The sequence below is a fragment of the Geodermatophilus sp. SYSU D01045 genome (assembly GCF_054050295.1).
Map to the genome: position 1 here is coordinate 24,581 of NZ_JBJGZB010000032.1, position 19,779 is coordinate 44,359.

The window sequence follows — 19,779 nt, forward strand, 5'->3', positions numbered from 1 at the left end:
GCCGGCGGTTCGCTGGATCGTCCGCCGGCCGCGTCCCTACCGGGACCACGGCCACCCCGGCCGTACGGTCCCGGTATGGACCTCGACACCTTCTGGACCGTGATCGAGCGGAGCCGGCCCGCACCCGGGTCCGACGACCCGGTCGCCTCCCAGGTGGAGGCGCTCACCGAGGAGCTGTCCGCCCGCGGGACGGAGGACGTCGTCGCCTTCGCGCGGCACCTGCACGACCAGGTCGAGCGGGCCAACGAGTGGCGGGTGTGGGCCGCCGGGTACGTCGCCGCCGGCGGCATGAGCGACGACGCCTTCCTCGACTTCCGCGTCTGGCTGGTCGCCCAGGGCAGAGAGGCGTTCGAGCGGGTCCTCGCCGACCCCGACGCCCTGGCCGACCTGGAGTGGGACGAGGACGGCGAGGTCTTCAGCGAGGCCGAGTCACTGGCCTACGCCCCGGCCGACGTGCTCGAGGAGGCCGGCGTCGACACCGAGGACCTCGACGAGGACCTGGCCGTCGGCTCCTCCGACGACCCCCGCGGCGAGCCGTTCCCCGAGGACGACGACGCCTGGTTCGCGGCGCGCCTGCCCCGCCTGTCGGCCCGCGCGTCCGGCGACTGACGCGGGGACGCCGGCGCGGACCGGCGGCCCCGGCCGGAGCCGGGACCGCCGGGGACGGGGCAGGGACGGGATGGGGCCGGGTCCCGCCGGGATCAGGCGACCGCGCGGCGGCGGGTGACCACGGCGCCGGCGACCACGCTCACCACGACCCACCCGGTCAGCACGAGCACCGGCCGGGTCGGCGCCGGACCCATCGCCAGTGCCACCACTGCGTCGGCCGGGTCCAGCCTCGTCCCGATCTCCGGCTCGAAGTTCCGCACCAGGGGCAGGACCCCGAGGACGACGAGGTAGAACGAGGTCAGCGTCGCCGGGGTGTTGGCCAGCGCGGCCCCGACGCCGGCGCCGGTCACCGCGAACACCGCTCCGGCGGCCACGACCACCCCAAGCGCGCGCCCGGCGCCCTCCCACGACGCGCCGTCGACGAGGACCGCCAGGACGCCCGCGGTCAGCGCCGCGGACAGCGCGGCCAGTGCCGCCCCGAGCAGGGCGACGGCGACCGCCTTGGCGGCCAGAACCCGGCCGCGGCGCGGGACGAGCAGGTAGGTGGTCTGCACCGTCCGGTGGCTCCACTCCCCCGCGGTGGACAGCGCGCCGAGCGCCACCAGCACCAGGCCGGTGAGCACCCCCATGACGCCGATGGGGCCGGTGACCGAGGCCAGGCCCTCCTCGCTGGCCGCGGCGACGACCGCGGTCGCGGCCGGGGCCAGCAGCACCGAGGCCGCAGCCAGCGAGCGGCCCGAGCGGGTGGACAGGGACTTGCGGAGCTCGATGCCGACCAGCGCGGTGGGAGAGGGCGCCCCGGCGCGGACCGGCGGACGGGTGCCCGCGGGGGTAGCTCCGGGGGCGGGGACGACGGGGGGCAGGACGGTGGCCATGGCGGTCTCCAGGGAGGAGGGAGGGTCAGGAGGCGGTGGTGAGCTGGAAGAACAGGTCCTCGATGCCGCGGCGGACCGGGCGCAGGTCGGTGAGGACGTGGCCGCCGGCCGCGGCGATCGCGCCGACCGCGCCGGGCTCGGCGCCGGGCACGACCAGCGCGCCGTCGGGCCCGTGTTGCACGTGGAACCCCGCGGCCTCGAGCGCCCGGGTCAGCGCGGCGGGATCGGCGGCCCGCACGGAGGTCCCCTCGCTGCCGAGCAGGTCGCCCACCGGGCCGTCGGCCACGATCCGCCCGGCGCCGATGACCAGCAGCCGGTCGACGGTCGACTCGACCTCGCCGAGCAGGTGCGAGGACAGGAGCACCGTCCCGCCGCGGGCCGCGTGGCCGCGCAGCAGGTCACGCATCCAGCGGATGCCCTCCGGGTCCAGGCCGTTCGCCGGCTCGTCGAAGACCAGCACCGGCGGGTCGGCCAGCAGCGCCCCGGCGATGCCGAGCCGCTGCCGCATGCCGAGGGAGTAGCCGCCGACCCGGCGCCGGGCGGCCGGGGTGAGCCCGACGAGCTCGAGCACCTCGTCGACCCGCGCCGCCGGCACGCCGACCGCCGAGGCCACGAGCCGCAGGTGCGTCCGACCGGTGCGCCCGGGGTGGACCGCGGAGGCGTCGAGCAGCGTCCCGACGACGGCGGCCGGGTTCGGCAGGCCTGCGTAGGGACGGCCGTCGATGCGGGTGGTCCCCGCGGTGGCCGGGACCAGCCCGGTCATCATCCGCATGGTCGTGCTCTTGCCGGCGCCGTTGGGCCCGAGGAACCCGGTCACGGTGCCGGGCTCGAGCGTGAAGGACACGTCCTCGACGACGGTCCGGGAGCCGTACTGCTTGGTCAGTCCGCTGACCTCGATCATCGCTGCCTCCGGGGAGTCGCTGCTGTCGACGACGAACCTGCCGGGCCGGGCCCGCTCCCCGCGTCGGCCGGAGGCAGCCGATCGGGGTCCACGGACGGCGCGGCCGTGTCATCCGAAAGGTGATCCGGTCCGCGCCGGACGGGCGACCCGCCGGCGCACCGGCCGGACATACGCTCCGCCCCGTGGGGATCCGGGAGCGCGTCTGGCCCGGCCTGGGCGCGAGCAGCGTCGGGTTCGAGGCGCTGGTCGCGCTGGCGAGCGCGGCCACCGTGACGGTCGGCGTCGTCACCCCGGAGGCCCGCCTGGCGCCGGACGCCGTCCTCGTCGCCGGCGGCGTGCTGCTGGTGCTGACCCTGTTCCTCTTCCGGCGGTCAGCGCCCGTGGTGCCCTTCATCGTCAGCGCCGCCCTCACGGCGCTGGTCCCGGCGCTGTCGGTCGGCCTGCTGCTCACCGCCTACGCGGTGGGCCGCTACGACGGCCGGTGGCCGGTGCGCATCGTCGCCGGCGTGCTCGGGGCGGTCGCGCTCGTCCAGCCCTGGACCATCGGCACCGCGAACGAGGCGGTGGGCGCCCTCGGCGGCGTGGCCCTCGCCCTGGTGCTGCCCGCGGCGCTCGGGATCTGGCAGCGGACCCGCGCCCAGCTGCTCGCGGCCCTACGCGAGCGGGCGGTGCGGGCCGAGGCCGAACGGGAGCGGCTGGCACACGACGCCGTCGTGACCGAGCGGACGCGGATCGCGCGGGAGATGCACGACGCCGTCGGGCACCGGGTGAGCCTCATGGTGCTGCAGGCCGGCGCCATCGAGGTGGCCGCCGGCGACCGGCCGCGGGTGGAGCAGCTGGCCGGGCAGGTGCAGACCGCCGGGCGGCAGGCACTGGAGGAGCTGCGTCAGATGGTCGGGGTGCTGCGGGCCGGGGAGCTCGACGAGGACGCGCCGCTGGGTCCCCAGCCGGAGCTGGCCGACCTGCCGAGGCTGGTGGGGTCCGCCCGCGAGGCCGGGATGACCGTCGCCTGGACCGGCCCGGCCGAGGGGGCCGCACCGGTCGACCCCGTCGTCGGCCGGGCGGCGTACCGCATCGTGCAGGAGGCCCTGACCAACGCGGGCAGGCACGCCCCCGGCGCGGCGGTCCGGGTGACCGTGGAGCGGCGGCCCGGCGAGCTGCACGTGCGGGTCGTCAACGGCCCGCCCGCCCGCACCCCGGACGCCGTCCCCGGGGGCGGCTTCGGCCTCGTCGGCGTGGCCGAGCGGGTGCGCACGCTGGGTGGGCGGCTGACCGCGGAACCGCGGCTGGACGGCGGTTTCGGCGTCGAGGCGGTGCTGCCCACGTGAGCGGGGACGGGCGCCGGATCCGGGTGCTGCTGGTCGACGACGAGGAGCTGGTCCGCTTCGGCCTGCGCACCGTGCTGGAGGCGGCCGGCGACGTGGAGGTCGTCGGCGAGGCCGGCGACGGCGCGGCCGGGGTGGCCGCCGCGCGGGAGCTGCGGCCCGACGTCGTGCTCACCGACGTCCGCATGCCCGGGATGGACGGGCTGGCCGCCACCCGCGCGATCCTCGCCCTGCCCGACCCGCCGCAGGTCGCCGTCCTGACCACCTTCCACGTCGACGAGTACGTGTACGCGGCGCTGGCCGCGGGCGCGGCCGGGTTCCTGCTCAAGGACACGCCGCCGCGCGAGATCGCCACCGCCGTCCGGGCGGTGGCCGACGGGACGGCGACGCTCTCCCCCGCCGTGACCGCCGGCCTGATCGCCTCCTACGTGGACAGCCGGGCGACCCCGCGCCGGGCCGAGGCGCTGCAGCGGGTGGCCACGCTGTCGGACCGCGAGCGCGAGGTGCTCACCCTGCTCGGCAGCGGCGGCTCCAACGCCGAGCTGGCCGGCCGGCTGTTCGTCAGCGAGGCCACCGTGAAGACCTACGTCTCCCGGCTGCTCACCAAGCTGGACCTCGCCAACCGCACGCAGGCCGCGATCCTCGCCCACGAGGCCGGCCTGCTCGAGGGCTGACCGGCCCCGCTCAGCGGGTGAGCAGGCGCCGGGTCTGGCGGGCCCGGGCGACCAGGGAGCCGTCGACGGCACGCAGCTCGGCGTCGTCGACCGCCACGTCGGCGTCGGCCCAGGTGGTGACCTGGTCGATCCGCACCCACGCGCCGGTCTCCGGCGGCGGGCCGGCCAGGTGCGCGGTGAGCTCGACGGTCGGCATCACCGCCGGCGTGGTGCGGACGGCGAACAGCGCCGGCGGCAGCGCGTCGAGCAGCACGCCGAGCTGGACCAGCGGCTCGAGGTCGCCGTCGATGCGGACCCACGCCGACAGCCGCGGCTCGGGCCCGCCGGCCAGCGGCCGCGAGGCGCCGAGCGCGCGGATCTCGGTGTGGTCGGCGATGGGCACGAACTCCCGCGGCAGCCGGAACGGCACGCCCTCGCGCACGGTCGGCCCGGGCGCCGGCGGCGCGCTCTCGGAGACCGGCGAGGCGGGGCGGGCCAGCGTGAGCACCTGGGCGACGGCGAGCACCCGGCCCTGCTGGCTCATCGTGGCCCGCACGCTGCCGGTCGTCCCGGCCCGGTCGGGGACGGCGTCGACCGACGTCTCCACGCCCGGCTCGACCCCGGCGAGCAGGTGGGCGGTGACCGCCCGCGGCGCGGCGCCGGTGCGGTCCGCGGCCGCGGCCATCAGGTGCCCGGCGACCAGGCCGCCCTGCACGTGCGTGAACGACCGCCAGCCGGGGTCGAAGACGAGCGGCGACGCCTCGAGAGCGATGGCGGTCACGGGGTCCTCCTCCCGTCCCGGTTGGACTGTCCAACCGGGACGGGAGGACCGTACACCCGTCGGTACGAATGTCAAACCGTCGTGTCGGCGTCCTCCAGCGCGAACGAGCCGGTGGTCACCTCGCCCGTGCGCCGGTGGGCGGTCATCACCGCGCCGGTCGAGGTCGTCGTCGAGGACACCAGCTCCCAGGTGCGCGGCGCGGCGCCGCCCTCGAACAGCCGCTTGCCCCGGCCGAGGACCACCGGGAAGACGATGGTGCGCAGCTCGTCGACCAGGTCCTCGGCCAGCAGCGTCTGCACGAGCCCGATCGAGCCGTGCACCTGCAGCTCGCCGCCGTCGGCGGCCTTGAGCTCCCGGACGGCGGCCGGCACGTCGGCGCCGAGCAGCCGGGCGGTGGACCACTCCAGCGAGGTCAGCGTCCGGGACGCCACGTGCTTGGTCTTGGTCTGCAGCGCCTGGGCCACCGGGTCGCCGGTGGCGTCCACGTGCGGCCAGTGCGCGGCGAAGATCTCGTAGGTCGTCCGGCCCAGGAGGAAGTCCTCGGCCGGCCGGAACCAGGCGTCCATCTGCTCCCCCATCGCCTCGTCGGCGAAGGGCACCAGCCAGCCGCCGTAGGGGAAGCCGCCGGACGGGTCCTCCTGCGGCCCGCCGGGGGCCTGGGCGACGCCGTCGAGGGTCAGGAACGTGGTGACGGTGAGCGGGCGCATCGGTCTCTCCTCCGAGGGGGTGCGGTCGGAGGTGGAGACGGCGGACGGCGCCGGGACTCATCGGTCCGGGTGAGCCGCGCCCGGTCCACTCCAGTTGCGCACAACCGGTGTCGAAGAGAGCTCGTCATCCCTTCCGGACGAGGAGCACCCGATGGCCCGACAGCGCACCGACGCCGAGCAGCAGATCGCCGACCTGCTGCGGACGGCGCGCACGTCGCTGCACATGAGCGTGGCGTTCCTCAGCCGCCTGGACGGCACCACCCAGCACCTGGAGGTGGTCGACACCCGCGTGCCGGTGCTCGTGCGGGAGAAGGCGGAGGTCGCCCGGGACACCTCGTTCTGCCAGGCGATCCTCGACGGCAAGCTGCCCGCCGTCATCGACGACGTGAAGCGGTACCCGCTGGCGATGTCCCTGCCCTCGGCGCGCATCCCCCGCATCCGCAGCTACGTCTCGACGCCGGTCACGCTCTCCGACGGCAGCCTCTACGGCACCTTCTGCGCCTTCGGCTTCACCTCGGACAAGGAGCTCACCCGCCGCGACGAGGCGCTGATGCAGGTCCTCGCGTCGGCGGCGTCGGTGATCGTCGAGCCCGAGCTGCGCGAGCAGCAGCGCCGCGACGACATCGCCGGCCGGCTCGACCCGCTGGTCGCCGCGGGCGGCCCGAGCGTCGTCCTGCAGCCGATCGTCGACCTGGCCACCGGCGTCCGCGTCGGCGCCGAGGCGCTCAGCCGCTTCCCGCGCGAGTGGGGCAAGGGCCCCGACGTGGTGTTCGAGGAGGCGCACAGCGTCGGCCGCGGCGCCGAGGTGGAGCTGCTCGCCCTGCGCGGCGCGGCGGCGCACCTGGACCGCGTCGGCGGCTACGTCGCGATGAACGTGTCCCCGCAGACCCTGCTCACCCCGGGGTTCGCCGCGCTGCTGCACGAGCTGCCGCTGGACCGCGTCGTGCTCGAGCTCTCCGAGCACGACCCGGTCGAGGACTACGACGCGCTCGGCACCGCGCTGGCGCCCTTCCGTGCCGCCGGCATGCGGCTGGCCATCGACGACGTCGGCGCCGGCTTCTCCTCGCTCCGGCACATCGTCGTGACCGGTCCCGACGTCATCAAGGTGGACCGCAGCATCGTCAGCGGCCTGGACGCCGACCCGGTGCTGTCCAAGCTGGTCGAGTCGCTGGTGACCTTCGGGCACGGCTGCGGCGTGACGGTGGTCGCCGAGGGCATCGAGACCGCGGGCGAGGCGGCCCGGCTGCGCGACCTCGGCGTCGACCTCGGCCAGGGCTGGTACCACGGCCGCCCCGGCCCGCCGGAGGCGCTGTCCCCCGTGACGCCGCCGGTGGCCCTGCCCGCCGCATGACCCTCAGGCGCCGGGCGGCCGGCGCAGCAGGTAGACGACGTGGTCCGGCGGGTCGACCGGGTCGTCCGGCGTGAGCGGCCCCTCGGCCACCCGGGTGAACCCGGCCCGCTCCAGTGCCCGCCAGGACGCGACGTTCCCGGCGGCCACCGGCACCAGCACGGCGTCGGCCTCCGGGTACGCGGCCCAGCTCTCCGCCACGAACGCGGCCAGCATCGCCGTCCCCGCTCCCCCGCCGCGGACGTCGGGCTCGCCGACCAGGTAGTCGATCGACAGCGCCCGCGGCGGCACGTCGACCACCGGCGCGAGCTCCTCGGCGTACTCGGGGAAGTCGGCGATCCGGTACCGCTGCACGAGCCCGAACGGCCGGCCGCCGGTCAGCGCGAGCAGCACCTCGCCGGGGTCGGTGCCGTCGATGCTCGGCCCGAAGTCGGCCTCCAGCGCCTCCGGCGTCGTCTCGTGCGCCCACCAGCGGGCCACCAGCGGCTCCTCGAGCCAGCGGCCCAGCAGCGGCAGGTCCGCGCGGGTCAGCGGGCGGAACGCGACCGGCCCGTCCAGCACCCCGCCACGCTAGCGGCGCGCCCCTACGCCGGGGCCGGCCGCGCGCGCCACCCGGGCCCACCCGACGGGGGGAGGCGCCCTCGAGGACCGGCCCGGCGGTGCCGATGCAGAGGAGGTCAGCAGCCACCCCGAGGAGCTCCGGTGCACGCACCCCGACGGCCGTCCCCGGCCGGGACCCCCGACCGGCCGGCCGGCCCCCGCGCCGCGGGACCCGGTGCCACCGTGTCGGTGACACCCACCGCCCTCGACGGCCTGGCCCGCGCGGCGGTGCAGGCGACGGCGGCCCTCGTGCTCGTCTGCGACGGCGACGGGCGGGTCCTGCTGGCCAACCCCGCCCTCGAGCGCTTCACCGGCCGCAGCGCCGCCGAGCTCGTCGGCGTCCCGTTCTGGCACGTCGTGACCCTCCCCGAGGAGGTCGAGCTGGCCCGCGCCGCGTTGGCGATGGTCCTGTCCGGCCGGCCGGCGATCCCCGGCGAGGTCGACTGGCGCACCGGCGACGGCCGGCAGCGCCGCGTCGAGCTGCAGACCAGCGTGCTGGCCCGCGACGACGGCACCCCCTACGCCGTCGCCTTCATCGGCATCGACGTCACCGCGCACCGCGAGCGCGAGGCGCAGGTGCGGCGGCAGGCGGTCACCGACCCGCTGACCGGTCTGGCCAACCGCAGCGCGCTGTTCGCCGTCCTCGCCGCCCGGCTCGACGTCGAGACCGGCGACGGGTGCAGCCTGGTCTTCTGCGACCTCGACGGCTTCAAGGCGGTCAACGACCGCTTCGGGCACGCGGCCGGCGACCGGCTGCTGGTCGCCGTCGCGGGGCGGCTGCGGGCGCTGGCCGGGCCGGACGACGTCGTCGCGCGCCTCGGTGGCGACGAGTTCGTCGTCGTCTCGCGGGGCATCGACCCCGGCGGGGCCGCCGCGCGGGCGCGCCGGATCGAGGAGGCGCTGCACGAGCCGTTCGACGTCACCGACGACGAGGTCCGGGTGGGTGCGAGCACCGGGACGGCGACCGGCGGCCCCGGCGACGACCCCGACACCGTCGTGAACCGCGCCGACATGGCCATGTACGGCGTCAAGAGCGTCCGCCGCGCCCGGCGCTGACCCCGGGCGGGGAACACCCCGCCCCGCGGCGGCGCTGCCGTCGGCATGCCCAAGACCTGGTTCATCACCGGCGCGTCCCGCGGCTTCGGCCGCGAGTGGGCGATCGCCGCCCTCGAGCGCGGCGACACCGTGGCCGCCACCGCCCGCGACACCGCCACCCTCGACGACCTCGTCGAGCGCTTCGGCGACGCCGTCCTGCCGCTGCGGCTCGACGTCACCGACCGCGAGGCCGACGTCGGCGCCGTGCAGCAGGCCGCCGAGCGGTTCGGCCGGCTCGACGTCGTCGTGAACAACGCCGGCTACGGCCAGTTCGGGATGGTCGAGGAGGTCTCCGAGGCCGAGGCCCGCGCCCAGTTCGAGACCAACCTGTTCGGCGCGCTGTGGATCACCCAGGCCGCGCTGCCGGTCATGCGGGCGCAGGGCTCGGGCCACGTGCTGCAGGTGTCCTCGATCGGCGGGATCAGCGCCTTCCCGAACATCGGGATCTACAACGCGTCCAAGTGGGCGCTCGAGGCGTTCAGCCAGTCGCTGGCCGCCGAGGTCGCCGACTTCGGGGTCCGGGTGACGATCATCGAGCCCGGCGCGTACGGCACCGACTGGGGCGGCTCGTCGGCGAGGCACGCCGAGCCGAACCCGGCCTACGACGCCTTCCGGGAGAAGGCCGCCGAGCAGCGGAAGGCCCGCGCCGGCAACCCCGGCGACCCCCTGGCCACCCGCGACGCCGTCCTGCAGCTCGTGGACGCCGACGAGCCGCCGCTGCGGGTGTTCCTCGGCGACGGCCCCCTGGCCATCGCCACCCGCGACTACGAGTCCCGGCTGGCCGAGTGGCGCCGGTGGGAGCCGCTGTCGGTCGCCGCGCAGGGCCGGCGCGACTGACCGCACCGGCCGGGGACGCCGCCCGGCGTCCCCGGCCGGGCCTAGGGTCCCGGGCGTGCAGACCGCGTCCGCCCGCGACGTCCTCGCCTTCCGCGTCGCCGCCCAGCAGCTGGACCGCGACGCCGGAACCGTCGCCGGCACGGCCGTCCTCGACCTCGGCGTCCAGGACACCGGTCCCGACGGCGGGCTGTGGGCGCTGGCGATCCGCGGCGTCGTCCCCGGGGACGGCGAGCTGGCCACCGCGTGGACGCTGCGCGGCGCCCCGCACCTGTACCGCCGCGCCGACCTGCCCGCCGTCGCCGCGGCCACCGCGCCGTTCTCCGAGGCCGACGCGGCCAAGCGGGTCTTCGACGCCGCGAAGCCGCTGAAGGCCGCGGGCATCCCGGTGCTCACCGCGCTGGACACCATCGCCGCGCGGATGCGGGAGATCGTCACCGTGCCGACGGTCAAGGGCGAGATGTCGCGGCGGCTGTCGGACGTGATGGAGGAGCCCTACAACCGGTTCTGCCGCCCCTGCGACGCGGTGCACCTCTACGAGCAGCCGTTCCGCCTCGCCGCGCTGCACGCGGGGCTGGAGCTGCAGCCGGGCACCTCCCCGCCGGTGCTGCAGCCGGTGCCGGGGTTCGCGCCGGCGGAGACACTCCCCGGCCGGCTCGACGTCGTCCGGGCGTACCTGCACCTGCTCGGCCCGGCCACGCCGCAGCACGTCGCCGGCTACCTGGACGCGCCGGTGGAGGACGTGAAGGAGCGCTGGCCCGAGGACGCCGTCGAGGTGGAGGTCGACGGGCAGCGACGCTGGGTGCTGGCCGACGACGCCGGCCGGCTCGGCGCCCCGGCCCCCGCGGGAGTCCGCCTGCTGGGCCCGTTCGACCTGTTCCTGCAGGCCCGCGACCGGGAGACGCTCGCCCCCGACGCCGCCCGTCGCAAGGAGCTGTGGCCGGTGCTCGGCCGGCCGGGCGCGGTGCTCGCGGACGGCGGGATCGCCGGCGCCTGGCGGCCGCGCAAGGCGGGGTCGTCGCTGACCGTCGCCGTCGAGCCGTGGGCGCCGCTCTCCCGCGCCGTCCGGTCCGCGGTGGAGGAGCAGGCCGAGCGGCTGGCCGCCTTCCGCGGCGCCCGCCTGAAGGCCGTGGAGCTCGCGTGAGCGCCTTCCTAGCGCTGTCGGCTCACGCAGCGAGCAGGTCCCCCGCGTCGTCGCCGGCGGCGACCAGCTCCGCGTAGCGGCCGCCGCGGGCCACCAGCTCCGCGTGCGTGCCGGACTCCACCACCCGGCCGGCGTCGAGGACGACGATCCGGTCGGCGTGCCGCACCGTGGACAGCCGGTGCGCGATGGTGATCGTCGTCCGGCCGCGGCGGGCCTCGTCGAGCGCCGCCTGCACCGCGCGCTCGGTCGCGGTGTCCAGCGCGCTCGTGGCCTCGTCGAGCACCAGCACCCGCGGGTCGCGCAGCAGCGTGCGGGCGATGGCCAGCCGCTGCTTCTCCCCGCCGGAGAACCGGTGACCGCGGGCGCCGACGACAGTGTCGTAGCCGTCGGGCAGCGCGGCGATGACCTCGTGCACCTGGGCGCGGCGGGCGGCGGCCTCGATCTCCGCGTCCGTGGCGTCGGGCCGGGCGTGCCGCAGGTTCTCCCGCACGGTGGCGTGCAGCAGGTAGGTCTCCTGCGCGACGACGCCGACCACCTGCGCGAGCGTGGCCAGCCGCAGGTCGCGCAGGTCGAGGCCGTCGATCGTCACGCGGCCGGCGGTCGGGTCGGCCAGCCGGGCGACCAGCGAGGCCATCGTCGACTTGCCCGAGCCGGTCTCCCCCACCAGCGCCAGCGTCGTGCCCGCGGGGACGGCGACGTCGACCCCGCGCAGCGCCGGGCGGGCGCCGTCGGGGTAGGTGAAGTCCACGCCCTCCCAGCGGACCTCGCCGCGCACCGCCGCCGGGTCCGGCTCGACCGGGGACTCCGGGTCGTCGATCTCCACCGGCAGGTCCAGGTACTCGAAGACCCGGCTGAACAGCGCCATCGAGCTGGTGACCGAGACGCCGACGTCGAGCAGGCCCATCAGCGGGCGGAACAGCGTCCCCTGCAGCGCGGTGAAGGCGACGAGCGTGCCGATGGTCATGCCGTCCGAGGTCGCCGGCAGCCCGGCGAACAGGTAGATCAGCGCGGGGATGCCGGCGAACACGACGCTCATCGAGGCCATCCGCCACCGCCCGGCCAGCTGCGAGCGCACCTCGAGGCCGACCAGGTCCTCCGACGTCGCGGCGAACCGGCGCGAGGCGGCCGGGCCGGCGCCGAGGGTCTTGCCCAGCAGCACGCCGCTCACCGACAGCCCCTCCTCCACCTGGCCGTGCAGGTCGGCGAGGTGCCGCTGCCGCTGGGCGGTGACCGCGCGGCGCATCCGCGCCACCTTGCGGGTCAGCGCGATCGCCGGCGGCAGGACGACCAGGGAGAGCAGCGACAGCCGCCAGGACAGCGCCACCATGGCGGCCACCGTGCCGACGACGGTCGTCGCGTTGGACGCCAGCGAGGTCGCCGTCGAGGTGACCACCGACTGCATGCCGCCGATGTCGTGGGTGAGCCGCGACTGGACCTCGCCGCCGCGGGTCCGGGTGAAGAAGCCCAGCGACTGGCGCTGCAGGTGCGCGAACACCGCCGTCCGCAGGCCGTGCATGACCCGCTGGCCGACCGTCGTCGACAGCCAGGTCTGCACCACGCCGAGGACGGCGGTCACGCCGGTGACGGCGACCATGCCGGCGACCGCCCAGACCAGCAGCGGCACGTCCTGCCGGGGCAGGGCCTCGTCGATGACCAGCCGGACGAGGAACGGCGTCGCCAGCGCGACGACCGAGGAGGTGACGATGAGCGCCACCACGGTCCCGACCTGCCAGCGGTACGGGCGGAACAGCGCCGCGACCCGGCGCAGGGAGACCGGCGCGCGCTCCAGCTGCGCCCGGTCCGCGGGGTCGACGGCCCGCCCGGGCCCGCCCCTCCCTCGACCACTCCCCATCTCGTCGATGGCGACCACCTCCGTGGTTGCTGAGGCTACCTCACGTTCCGGTAACCACACCACTGTCGGTAGCATTCCCCCGTGGACGACGAGGGCGCCGAGCTCGGCGAACTGGTGATGCGCGCCGCCCGCACCCAGCGCCGGCGCTGGCGGGACGTCCTGGCGCCGTGGGCGCTGTCGCCCCACCAGGCCCGCGCCCTGCGCGTGGTGGTCCTGCAGGAGGGCGTGCGGCTGTCCGACCTGGCCGAGGCGCTGCACATCGCGCCCCGCTCGGCGACCGAGGTGGCCGACGCGCTGCAGGAGCGCGGCCTGCTGGAGCGCACCCCGGACCCGACCGACCGCCGGGCCGTGCTGCTGCGGGGGACCGCCGAGGGACGCCGGGTGCAGGCCGAGGTGGACGCCGCCCGCCGCGCCGACACCCGCGAGTTGTTCGCCCGGTTGTCCACCGCCGAGCGCGCCGAGCTGGCCCGCCTGCTGCGCGCCGTCGCGGACTGAACCGTCCACCGCTCGACGGACCCCGACGGGGGTCCGGCGGTGCCACGATCAGGCGCATGGGCGAGCCGGTGCGGGCCGAGGAAGTGCGGGTCTCCGACGTCGAGCGGAGGGCGGTGCAGGACCGGCTGCACCGGGCGGTCGGCGCCGGCCAGCTCGACCTGCACGAGTTCGACGAGCGGGTGACGGCGGCCTGGGCAGCCCGCACCCGCGGCGAGCTGGAGCGGGTCACCCGCGACCTGCCCGAGCCGCCACCCCCGCCGCCCCCGGCGCCGCGGCACCGGGTCTTCTCCGACACCGACGGCGGGACGGCGATGCGGGTGCTCGCCACCGTGTGGGCCGCCGCGGTCGCGGTCAACGTCGTCGTCTGGCTGCTGGTCTCCCTCGGCAGCGGCGACGCGGCCTACCCGTGGTTCATCTGGTTCGCCCCGTCCGGCGCGGTCCTCGCCGTCCTCTACGCCACCGGGATCGGCCGGCCGCGCCGTTAGCGCTCCCAGCGGCGGCGCTGGCGGGTCTTGGCGCCGTACATCGCGCGGTCGGCCCGGGCGATCACCTCGTCCGGCGCGGCCCCGGGCCGCCCCACGGCACCGCCGACGCTGACGCCGACCACCACCGGGCCGGCCGCCGTGGGCACCGGCGCGCCGACCCGCTCGCGCACGGCGGCGGCGAGGTCGGCGAGCTCGGCCTCGTCGCGGCCGGGGCACAGGACCACGAACTCGTCCCCGCCGAACCGGCCGACGACCCCGTCGGACCCCGCCTCCGCGCGGAACCGGGCGGCGACCTCGACCAGCACCGCGTCGCCGACGGCGTGCCCGTGCACGTCGTTGACCACCTTGAACCCGTCGAGGTCGCAGAACAGGACACCGCAGTCGCGGCCGGCCGCCGGGTCCAGGCAGTGGGCCAGCTCCTCGAAGAGCGCGCCCCGGTTGAGGATCCCGGTGAGCCGGTCGGTGCGCGCCCGCTCCGACAGCACCGCCTCCCGCCGCCGCTGGTCGGTCACGTCGATCCCCACGCACGCGACCGCGTAGGGGCGGCCGTCGGCGCCGGTGAGCACGTTGTTCTGCATCGAGATCAGGCGCCGGGACCCGTCGGCGGTCAGCCAGGCGCCCTCCTGCGGGTGGGCGCGACCGGTGGCGATCGCCCGCTCCACCGCGTCCCGCGCGAGCTCGCGGTGCTCGGGGACCACCCAGACGTCCCAGAAGAGGGTGCCGACCAGGCCGTCGGCCGGGCGCCCGGTGAACCGCTGCAGCGCCGGGTTGGCCAGCAGGACGCGCCCGTCGGCGTCCACGACGCAGACGAGGGCGTCGGTGCCCTCCACGAACTCGTGTGCCAGCCGGCCGTCCACCCGGGCGCTACCGGACCCCGGGGGAGCCGTCCCCGCAGCTGCCGTGCACTCCGGGTCCCCTCCCTCCCCGTGCGGGCGGGACCGCGTGCCCCGCGCAGGCGATCACAGCACGCCGGGACGACAGCCGTCGATCTCGGCGGCCCCGGACCGTCCGGTATCGCTGCCTCACCGGAGCACCCACAGGCCCTCGCCCCGCTCCCCGCACCACCCGACGGCGACGGCGCCGGCCGCGGTGAGCCGCAGGTGGTCGAGGCCGGCCTCCCCGGGACAGAGCGGCCCCGAGTCGGTCACCTCCCCCGCGGCCAGGTCGACGGTCACCAGCACCGGCACCAGGACGTCGGAGGACCCGAGCAGGTGCGCCCGGCCGGCCGCCTCGTCGACGGCCAGCGCGTCCCGGTCCGGTGCCCACCCGGTCTCGGCCAGCACCGTCGGCTCGGGATCGCCCGGCGCGAGCGCGAGCAGCCGCGTGGTGTCGCTGCGCTCCTCCCGGACGGCGAGCAGCAGCGTGCCGTCGGGGCGCACCTGCCGGTCGACGACCTCCGCGCTGACCGTCGACAGCGGCACCCGCGGGCCGACCGACTCCCCCGCGCCCGTGGTGAACCGGACCCACGGGATCCGCCAGTCGTGGCCCGGTGAGTCGCCCGGCGGCGCCGCCTGGGTCGCGACGCCGGACAGCACCCGCAGGTCCGCGACCGGCGTCGGGTGCCCCCGCAGGTCCTCCCCGGGCGGGTCCTCGGCCAGCACGGCGCCGGTGTCGGCGTCCAGGACGGCGTCGGCCTCCTGCCCCTCGCCCTCGCTGAACCGCGCGACGCAGGCCCCCTCGGCGTCGCACTCCACCTCGGTCCACGACACCAGCGCGGAGTCCTGGAAGGGCCACTCCCAGGCCAGCGGGAGCCGGGTGACCTCGCCGCTCCCCGGGTCGAAGCGCAGCAGCACCAGCTCGGGCACGCCCGCGTCGGTGCCGCTGTCGTCGGCGAGCTGGGCCAGCAGCAGCGCGTCGCCGTCGGGCGCCAGCGCCAGGCCGGCGGTGAGGGGGTTCGTCGTCCGCGGCCAGTCCCCGCCCTCGGGGGAAGGCCACCGGCTCCCCCGGTCCGCCGGCCGTGACCGGGTACGCGAGCAGCACGTCGGCCGGCCGGGGCAGCGGGTCGCGCTCGACGTCGAACGGGCGGTCGCCGAGCACCCAGACGGCGGCGTCGTCGCCGGCGACGTGGTCGGCCTCGAACTCCCCGTCCACGGCGTCGTGGAACAGCGCGCCGTCGGTCACGCCCGTGTAGGGCCCCGGCGGCACCGGTCCCCCCGCGTCGTCGGGCCAGCCGGTCCCGCAGGCGGACAGCAGGACGAGCCCGGCGGACAGGGTCGCGGCGCGCAGGAGGGGTCGGGTCACGCCCCGACCGTCGCCACCGCGGCTTGCGGGCGGCTCGGGTGCGACTCGAGGCGCGTCCCTTCCCGCCCAGATCCCTCAGCGCTAAGGTATCGGCCCATGGCAGCGGCGCGCCGGGTCCGGATCGGGATCGACACCGGGGGCACGTTCACCGACGTCGTCGCCGTCGACGAGGAGACCGGACGGACGACGACGACCAAGACGCCGTCCACCCCGGCCGACCCCGCCGAGGGCTTCCTCGCCGGCGTCCGCAAGGTGCTCGGCCTCCTGGACCTCGACGGCTCCGCGGTCACCGCGGTCAGCCACGGGACGACGGTCGCCACCAACCAGCTGCTCGAGGGCAAGCTCGACCGGATCGGGTTCGTCACCACCGAGGGCTACGAGTCGGTGCTCGAGATCGCCCGCCAGTCGGTGCCCGACGGCTACGGCAACAGCTACTTCTGGGTCAAGCCGCCGCGGATCGTCCCGGCCGACCTGGTGCGCACCGTGCGCGGGCGGCTGGACCACACCGGCACCGAGGTCCGGCCCTTCGACCGCGACGACGCCGTCGCCGCCGCCCGCTTCTTCCGCGACGCCGGCATCACCACGATCGGCGTCTGCTTCCTGCACTCCTACGCCGACGACGCGCACGAACGGGCCATGCTCGAGGTGCTGCGCGAGGAGCACCCGGACGCCGTCGTGTCGATCAGCTCGCAGGTGCTGCGCGAGTACCGCGAGTACGAGCGCTCGGTGACCACGCTCGTCGACGCCGCCGTGAAGCCGAAGGTCGGCGCCTACGTCACCAACATCCGCACCCGCCTCGACGAGATCGCGCCGGGCGTGCCCTTCTACGTCATGAAGAGCAACGGCGGCGTGCTGTCGGCCGGCGAGGTCGTGCACCAGCCGATCACCACGATGCTCTCCGGCCCTGCGGCCGGCGCCCTGGGCGCAGCGCTGATCGCCGGGACGGCGGGCTTCGACCGCGTGCTCACCTGCGACGGCGGCGGCACCTCCACCGACGTCACGGTGGTCATCGACGGCGAGCCCGCGCTGACCACCGAGGGCTCGGTCGGCGACTACCCGTCGAAGATCCCGATGATCGACGTCGTCACCGTGGGCGCCGGCGGCGGCTCGATCGCCTGGTTGTCGCCCGAGGGCACGCTCAAGGTCGGCCCGAGGTCGGCCGGCGCCGACCCCGGCCCGATGTGCTATCCCGACGGCGGCGACCAGCCGACGGTGACCGACGCCCACGTCGTCCTCGGCCGGATCCCCCCGCACCTGCTCGGCGGCGAGATCCCGCTGTCGGTCGACGCCGCGCGCGAGGGCCTCCAGCAGCTCGGGGCGAAGCTCGACATGGACCTCGAGCGCACCGCGACCGGCATCCTGGAGATCTCCGCCTGGAACCAGGCCAACGCGCTGCGCCAGGTGACGGTCGCCCGGGGCCTCGACGTCCGCGACTTCACGCTCACCACGTTCGGCGGCTCGGGCTCGCTGCTGGCCTGCCGGCTGATGGACATCCTCACCCTGCCCCGCACGCTGGTGCCGCCGAACCCGGGCAACGTCAGCGCGTTCGGGCTGCTCACCGTCGACGTCCGCAACGACTACGTGCAGACCGTCGTCTCCCGGCACCTCGACCTCGACCTGGGGCGCGTGCAGTCGGTGTTCGGCGACCTCGAGGCGCAGGCGCAGACCGCCCTCGACGGCGAGGGCTTCGGGCGCGACCAGCAGCGGATGCAGCGGACCGCCGACCTGCGCTACGTGGGCCAGGCGTTCGAGGTGCGCGTCCCGGTGGCCGACGGCGGGCTCGACCGCGCCGCCGCGGAGGACGTCGCGCAGGCCTTCCACGCCGCGCACCGCCGGCTCTACGGCTACGACTTCGCCGACGACCCGCGCCAGGCCGTCGAGTGGGTCAACCTGCGGGTCAGCGGCATCGGGCCGATCCGCCGCCCGGACGTCGTGCGGCTGCCCGAGCGGGACGGCGGGACGGACCGGGCCGTCACGGGCTCCCGCCGGGTCTTCTTCGACGACTGGGTGGACACCCCGACCTACGACCGCACCCGGCTGGGCGCCGGTGACGTGGTCAGCGGTCCGGCGGTCATCGAGGAGTTCGGCTCCACCGTCCCGGTGCACCCCAGCTTCGCCGCCACGGTCGACGCCCACGGCAACCTGCTGCTCACCAAGGAGTCCTGATGACCCTGACGAACGGCAAGGTCGAGGCGGACCCGGTCCTCGTCGAGATCGTCGCCGGCACGCTGGCCGCGATCGAGAAGGAGGTCGAGACCTCCATCGGGCGCACCTCCCGGTCGCCGATGATCCGCGACGCGCACGACTTCCGTGCCGGCATCCACGACCGGCAGCTGCGCAAGCTCACCGGCCGCTCGTACTCGGCGCTCGTGCACCCGGTGGTGCGCGACTACCCGATCGAGACCATGAACGTGGGCGACGTCTTCTTCCACAACGACGTCTACCTGTCCGAGGGCGGGATCGGCCACCTGCCCGACCTGTGCGTGACGGTGCCCGTGTTCGCCGCCTCCCCGGAGACCGGCGAGCCGGAGGTCGTGGCCTTCATCCAGGCGTTCGGCCACCACGACGACATCGGCGGCGCGGTGCCCGGGTCCATGCCGAGCGCGGCCACCAGCGTGTACGAGGAGGGCCTGATGGTCCCCCCGATCAAGCTGTGGGACCGCGGCGTGCCCAACGAGTCGGCGCTGAAGATCATGACCCGCAACTCCCGGATGCCCGACTCGCTGGCCGCCGACCTCGACGCCGAGTGCTCCGCGTGCCTGGCCGGCGCCCGGCGCCTGGGCGAGCTGTTCGACCGGTACGGCGTGCCCGCCGTCGAGGCGTGCTTCGACGCGATCCTGGCCAACTCCACCGAGGTCTACCGGCGGGAGATCCTGTCGCAGATCCCCGACGGCACCTACGTCTGGGAGGACTACGCCGAGCACGACGGCGTCGAGGAGCCCCAGCTCCACCGCCAGCGGATCACGCTGACCATGGACTCCTCGAGGGAGACCCCGCTGGTCATCGACTTCACCGGCACCGGCCCGCAGGCGAAGGGCCCGATCAACCACTGCGGCGACTACGCCGACGGCAACTTCCTCAAGAAGTGGCTGGCGCCGATCCTGCGCAACCTGGCCGAGACGCCCGAGCGGATGGCCGAGCTCGACGTCAACGAGGGCGTCGTCCCGCTCATCGAGATGCGCTTCCCGGAGAAGGGCACGCTGCTCACGCCGGTCTTCCCGGCGCCCACCAACGCCCGCACGTTCGTCATCCTGCGGCTGCTCGGCGTGCTGGCCGGCGTGCTGGCCAAGGCCACCGGCGGCCGGATGCCCGCCGACCAGGAGACGATCCGCTACACCGGCGTCTACGGCACCGACCTCGACGGCAACCCCTACCTCATGCGCGAGGTGCTCGGCGGCGGCTCGGGCGGGCGGTACTACGCCGACGGCGAGGACACCATCCACGTCGTCCCGGACTCGCGGAACCTGCCCACCGAGTTCACCGAGTCCCGCTTCCCGCTGCGCGTCGAGCGGCTGGGCCTGGCCCTGGACTCCGGCGGGCCGGGCCGCTACCGCGGCGGCTGCGGCTACGAGAAGCACATACGGGTGCTGCGCGACGCGCACTTCATGTCGATCGCCGACCGCTCGATCCTGTCCTGCTGGGGCGTCAAGGGCGGGAAGGCCGGGCGGCCGTTCCAGGTCACCGTCGACCCCGGCGGCCCGGACGAGCACGACGTCGACGCGCTCGCCGACGCCGAGCCGCTGCCGGCCGGCACCGGGGGGGGGGGGGGGGGGGGGGGGGGGGGGGGGGGGGGGGGGGGGGGGGGGGGGGGGGGGGGGGGGGGGGGGGGGGGGG

General features: G+C 76.2%; 19 protein-coding genes. 11 read left to right on the top strand and 8 right to left on the bottom strand.

Translation table 11 applies throughout. From position 1 onward, the window contains the following. Positions 1-75: 75 nt before the first annotated feature. The gene (locus ACI798_RS20305) at positions 76-609 is read left to right on the top strand and encodes a DUF4240 domain-containing protein (RefSeq protein WP_456942598.1); all 534 of its coding nucleotides are present in this window, start codon (positions 76-78) and stop codon (positions 607-609) included. Positions 610-701: 92 nt separating this feature from the next. Here ACI798_RS20305 and ACI798_RS20310 read toward each other — a convergent pair whose 3' ends face one another. Both ACI798_RS20310 and ACI798_RS20315 read right to left on the bottom strand, forming a co-directional pair. Further along, entirely contained in the window at positions 702-1,484 is a 783-nt protein-coding gene (locus ACI798_RS20310; RefSeq protein WP_456942599.1) for a hypothetical protein, read from the bottom strand. A gap of 25 nt (positions 1,485-1,509) precedes the next feature. Then, positions 1,510-2,385 carry an ABC transporter ATP-binding protein gene (locus tag ACI798_RS20315; RefSeq protein ID WP_456942600.1) on the bottom strand — a complete coding sequence of 292 codons (876 nt, stop codon included), beginning with the start codon at positions 2,383-2,385 and terminating at the stop codon, positions 1,510-1,512. A gap of 182 nt (positions 2,386-2,567) precedes the next feature. Here ACI798_RS20315 and ACI798_RS20320 point away from each other — a divergent pair, with 182 nt between their 5' ends. After that, positions 2,568-3,713 carry a sensor histidine kinase gene (locus ACI798_RS20320; RefSeq protein ID WP_457048790.1) on the top strand — a complete coding sequence of 382 codons (1,146 nt, stop codon included), beginning with the start codon at positions 2,568-2,570 and terminating at the stop codon, positions 3,711-3,713. Continuing rightward, positions 3,710-4,384 (top strand): response regulator transcription factor, encoded by a 675-nt coding sequence (locus ACI798_RS20325; RefSeq protein ID WP_457048791.1) that lies wholly within the window; start codon positions 3,710-3,712, stop codon positions 4,382-4,384. The genes ACI798_RS20320 and ACI798_RS20325 overlap by 4 nt, the downstream gene beginning before the upstream one ends. A gap of 10 nt (positions 4,385-4,394) precedes the next feature. Here ACI798_RS20325 and ACI798_RS20330 read toward each other — a convergent pair whose 3' ends face one another. Both ACI798_RS20330 and ACI798_RS20335 read right to left on the bottom strand, forming a co-directional pair. After that, positions 4,395-5,144 (bottom strand): thioesterase family protein, encoded by a 750-nt coding sequence (locus ACI798_RS20330; RefSeq protein WP_457048792.1) that lies wholly within the window; start codon positions 5,142-5,144, stop codon positions 4,395-4,397. Between the two features lie 71 nt (positions 5,145-5,215). Further along, positions 5,216-5,851, bottom strand: a complete 636-nt coding sequence (locus ACI798_RS20335; RefSeq protein WP_456942604.1) for a dihydrofolate reductase family protein — start codon at positions 5,849-5,851, stop codon at positions 5,216-5,218. Between the two features lie 151 nt (positions 5,852-6,002). On the opposite strand from ACI798_RS20335, the gene ACI798_RS20340 reads away from it, so the two are divergent. Continuing rightward, the gene (locus tag ACI798_RS20340; protein WP_456942605.1) at positions 6,003-7,202 is read left to right on the top strand and encodes an EAL domain-containing protein; all 1,200 of its coding nucleotides are present in this window, start codon (positions 6,003-6,005) and stop codon (positions 7,200-7,202) included. A 3-nt stretch (positions 7,203-7,205) separates the two neighbouring features. On the opposite strand, the gene ACI798_RS20345 is transcribed toward ACI798_RS20340, so the two are convergent. Then, positions 7,206-7,760 (bottom strand): GNAT family N-acetyltransferase, encoded by a 555-nt coding sequence (locus ACI798_RS20345; RefSeq protein WP_457048793.1) that lies wholly within the window; start codon positions 7,758-7,760, stop codon positions 7,206-7,208. Between the two features lie 228 nt (positions 7,761-7,988). On the opposite strand from ACI798_RS20345, the gene ACI798_RS20350 reads away from it, so the two are divergent. From ACI798_RS20350 to ACI798_RS20360, 3 genes are read left to right on the top strand one after another with little or no spacing between them, the layout of a single operon-like run. After that, entirely contained in the window at positions 7,989-8,855 is an 867-nt protein-coding gene (locus ACI798_RS20350; RefSeq protein ID WP_456942607.1) for a diguanylate cyclase domain-containing protein, read from the top strand. 45 nt (positions 8,856-8,900) lie between these two features. Further along, a complete protein-coding gene (locus tag ACI798_RS20355; protein WP_457048794.1) occupies positions 8,901-9,731 on the top strand; it encodes an SDR family oxidoreductase in 831 nt (276 codons plus the stop codon). Between the two features lie 55 nt (positions 9,732-9,786). Further along, positions 9,787-10,872, top strand: a complete 1,086-nt coding sequence (locus ACI798_RS20360; RefSeq protein WP_457048795.1) for a winged helix DNA-binding domain-containing protein — start codon at positions 9,787-9,789, stop codon at positions 10,870-10,872. A 22-nt stretch (positions 10,873-10,894) separates the two neighbouring features. On the opposite strand, the gene ACI798_RS20365 is transcribed toward ACI798_RS20360, so the two are convergent. Next, positions 10,895-12,742, bottom strand: a complete 1,848-nt coding sequence (locus tag ACI798_RS20365; RefSeq protein ID WP_457048796.1) for an ABC transporter ATP-binding protein — start codon at positions 12,740-12,742, stop codon at positions 10,895-10,897. A 63-nt stretch (positions 12,743-12,805) separates the two neighbouring features. Between ACI798_RS20365 and ACI798_RS20370 the strand changes: the two genes are divergently transcribed. Together ACI798_RS20370 and ACI798_RS20375 are read left to right on the top strand one after the other, a co-directional pair. Further along, positions 12,806-13,219 (top strand): MarR family winged helix-turn-helix transcriptional regulator, encoded by a 414-nt coding sequence (locus tag ACI798_RS20370; RefSeq protein ID WP_457048797.1) that lies wholly within the window; start codon positions 12,806-12,808, stop codon positions 13,217-13,219. Between the two features lie 56 nt (positions 13,220-13,275). Then, positions 13,276-13,704: a DUF1707 SHOCT-like domain-containing protein gene (locus ACI798_RS20375; protein WP_457048798.1), complete on the top strand. Its 429-nt coding sequence runs from the start codon at positions 13,276-13,278 to the stop codon at positions 13,702-13,704. Here ACI798_RS20375 and ACI798_RS20380 read toward each other — a convergent pair. Both ACI798_RS20380 and ACI798_RS20385 read right to left on the bottom strand, forming a co-directional pair. Then, complete coding sequence (locus tag ACI798_RS20380; protein ID WP_456942613.1) at positions 13,701-14,561, bottom strand: GGDEF domain-containing protein; 861 nt, start codon at positions 14,559-14,561, stop codon at positions 13,701-13,703. The two genes, ACI798_RS20375 and ACI798_RS20380, sit on opposite strands and share 4 nt — an antisense overlap. Before the next feature lie 165 nt (positions 14,562-14,726). Then, positions 14,727-15,509, bottom strand: a complete 783-nt coding sequence (locus ACI798_RS20385) for a hypothetical protein (protein ID WP_457048799.1) — start codon at positions 15,507-15,509, stop codon at positions 14,727-14,729. 532 nt (positions 15,510-16,041) lie between these two features. Here ACI798_RS20385 and ACI798_RS20390 point away from each other — a divergent pair. Both ACI798_RS20390 and ACI798_RS20395 read left to right on the top strand, forming a co-directional pair. Then, on the top strand, positions 16,042-18,111 hold the full coding sequence (locus ACI798_RS20390; RefSeq protein ID WP_457048800.1) for a hydantoinase/oxoprolinase family protein: 2,070 nt from the start codon (positions 16,042-16,044) through the stop codon (positions 18,109-18,111). Next, positions 18,111-19,779, top strand: a 1,669-nt coding sequence (locus ACI798_RS20395; RefSeq protein WP_457048801.1) for a hydantoinase B/oxoprolinase family protein, incomplete at its 3' end; no start/stop codon positions are given. The genes ACI798_RS20390 and ACI798_RS20395, both read left to right, overlap by 1 nt.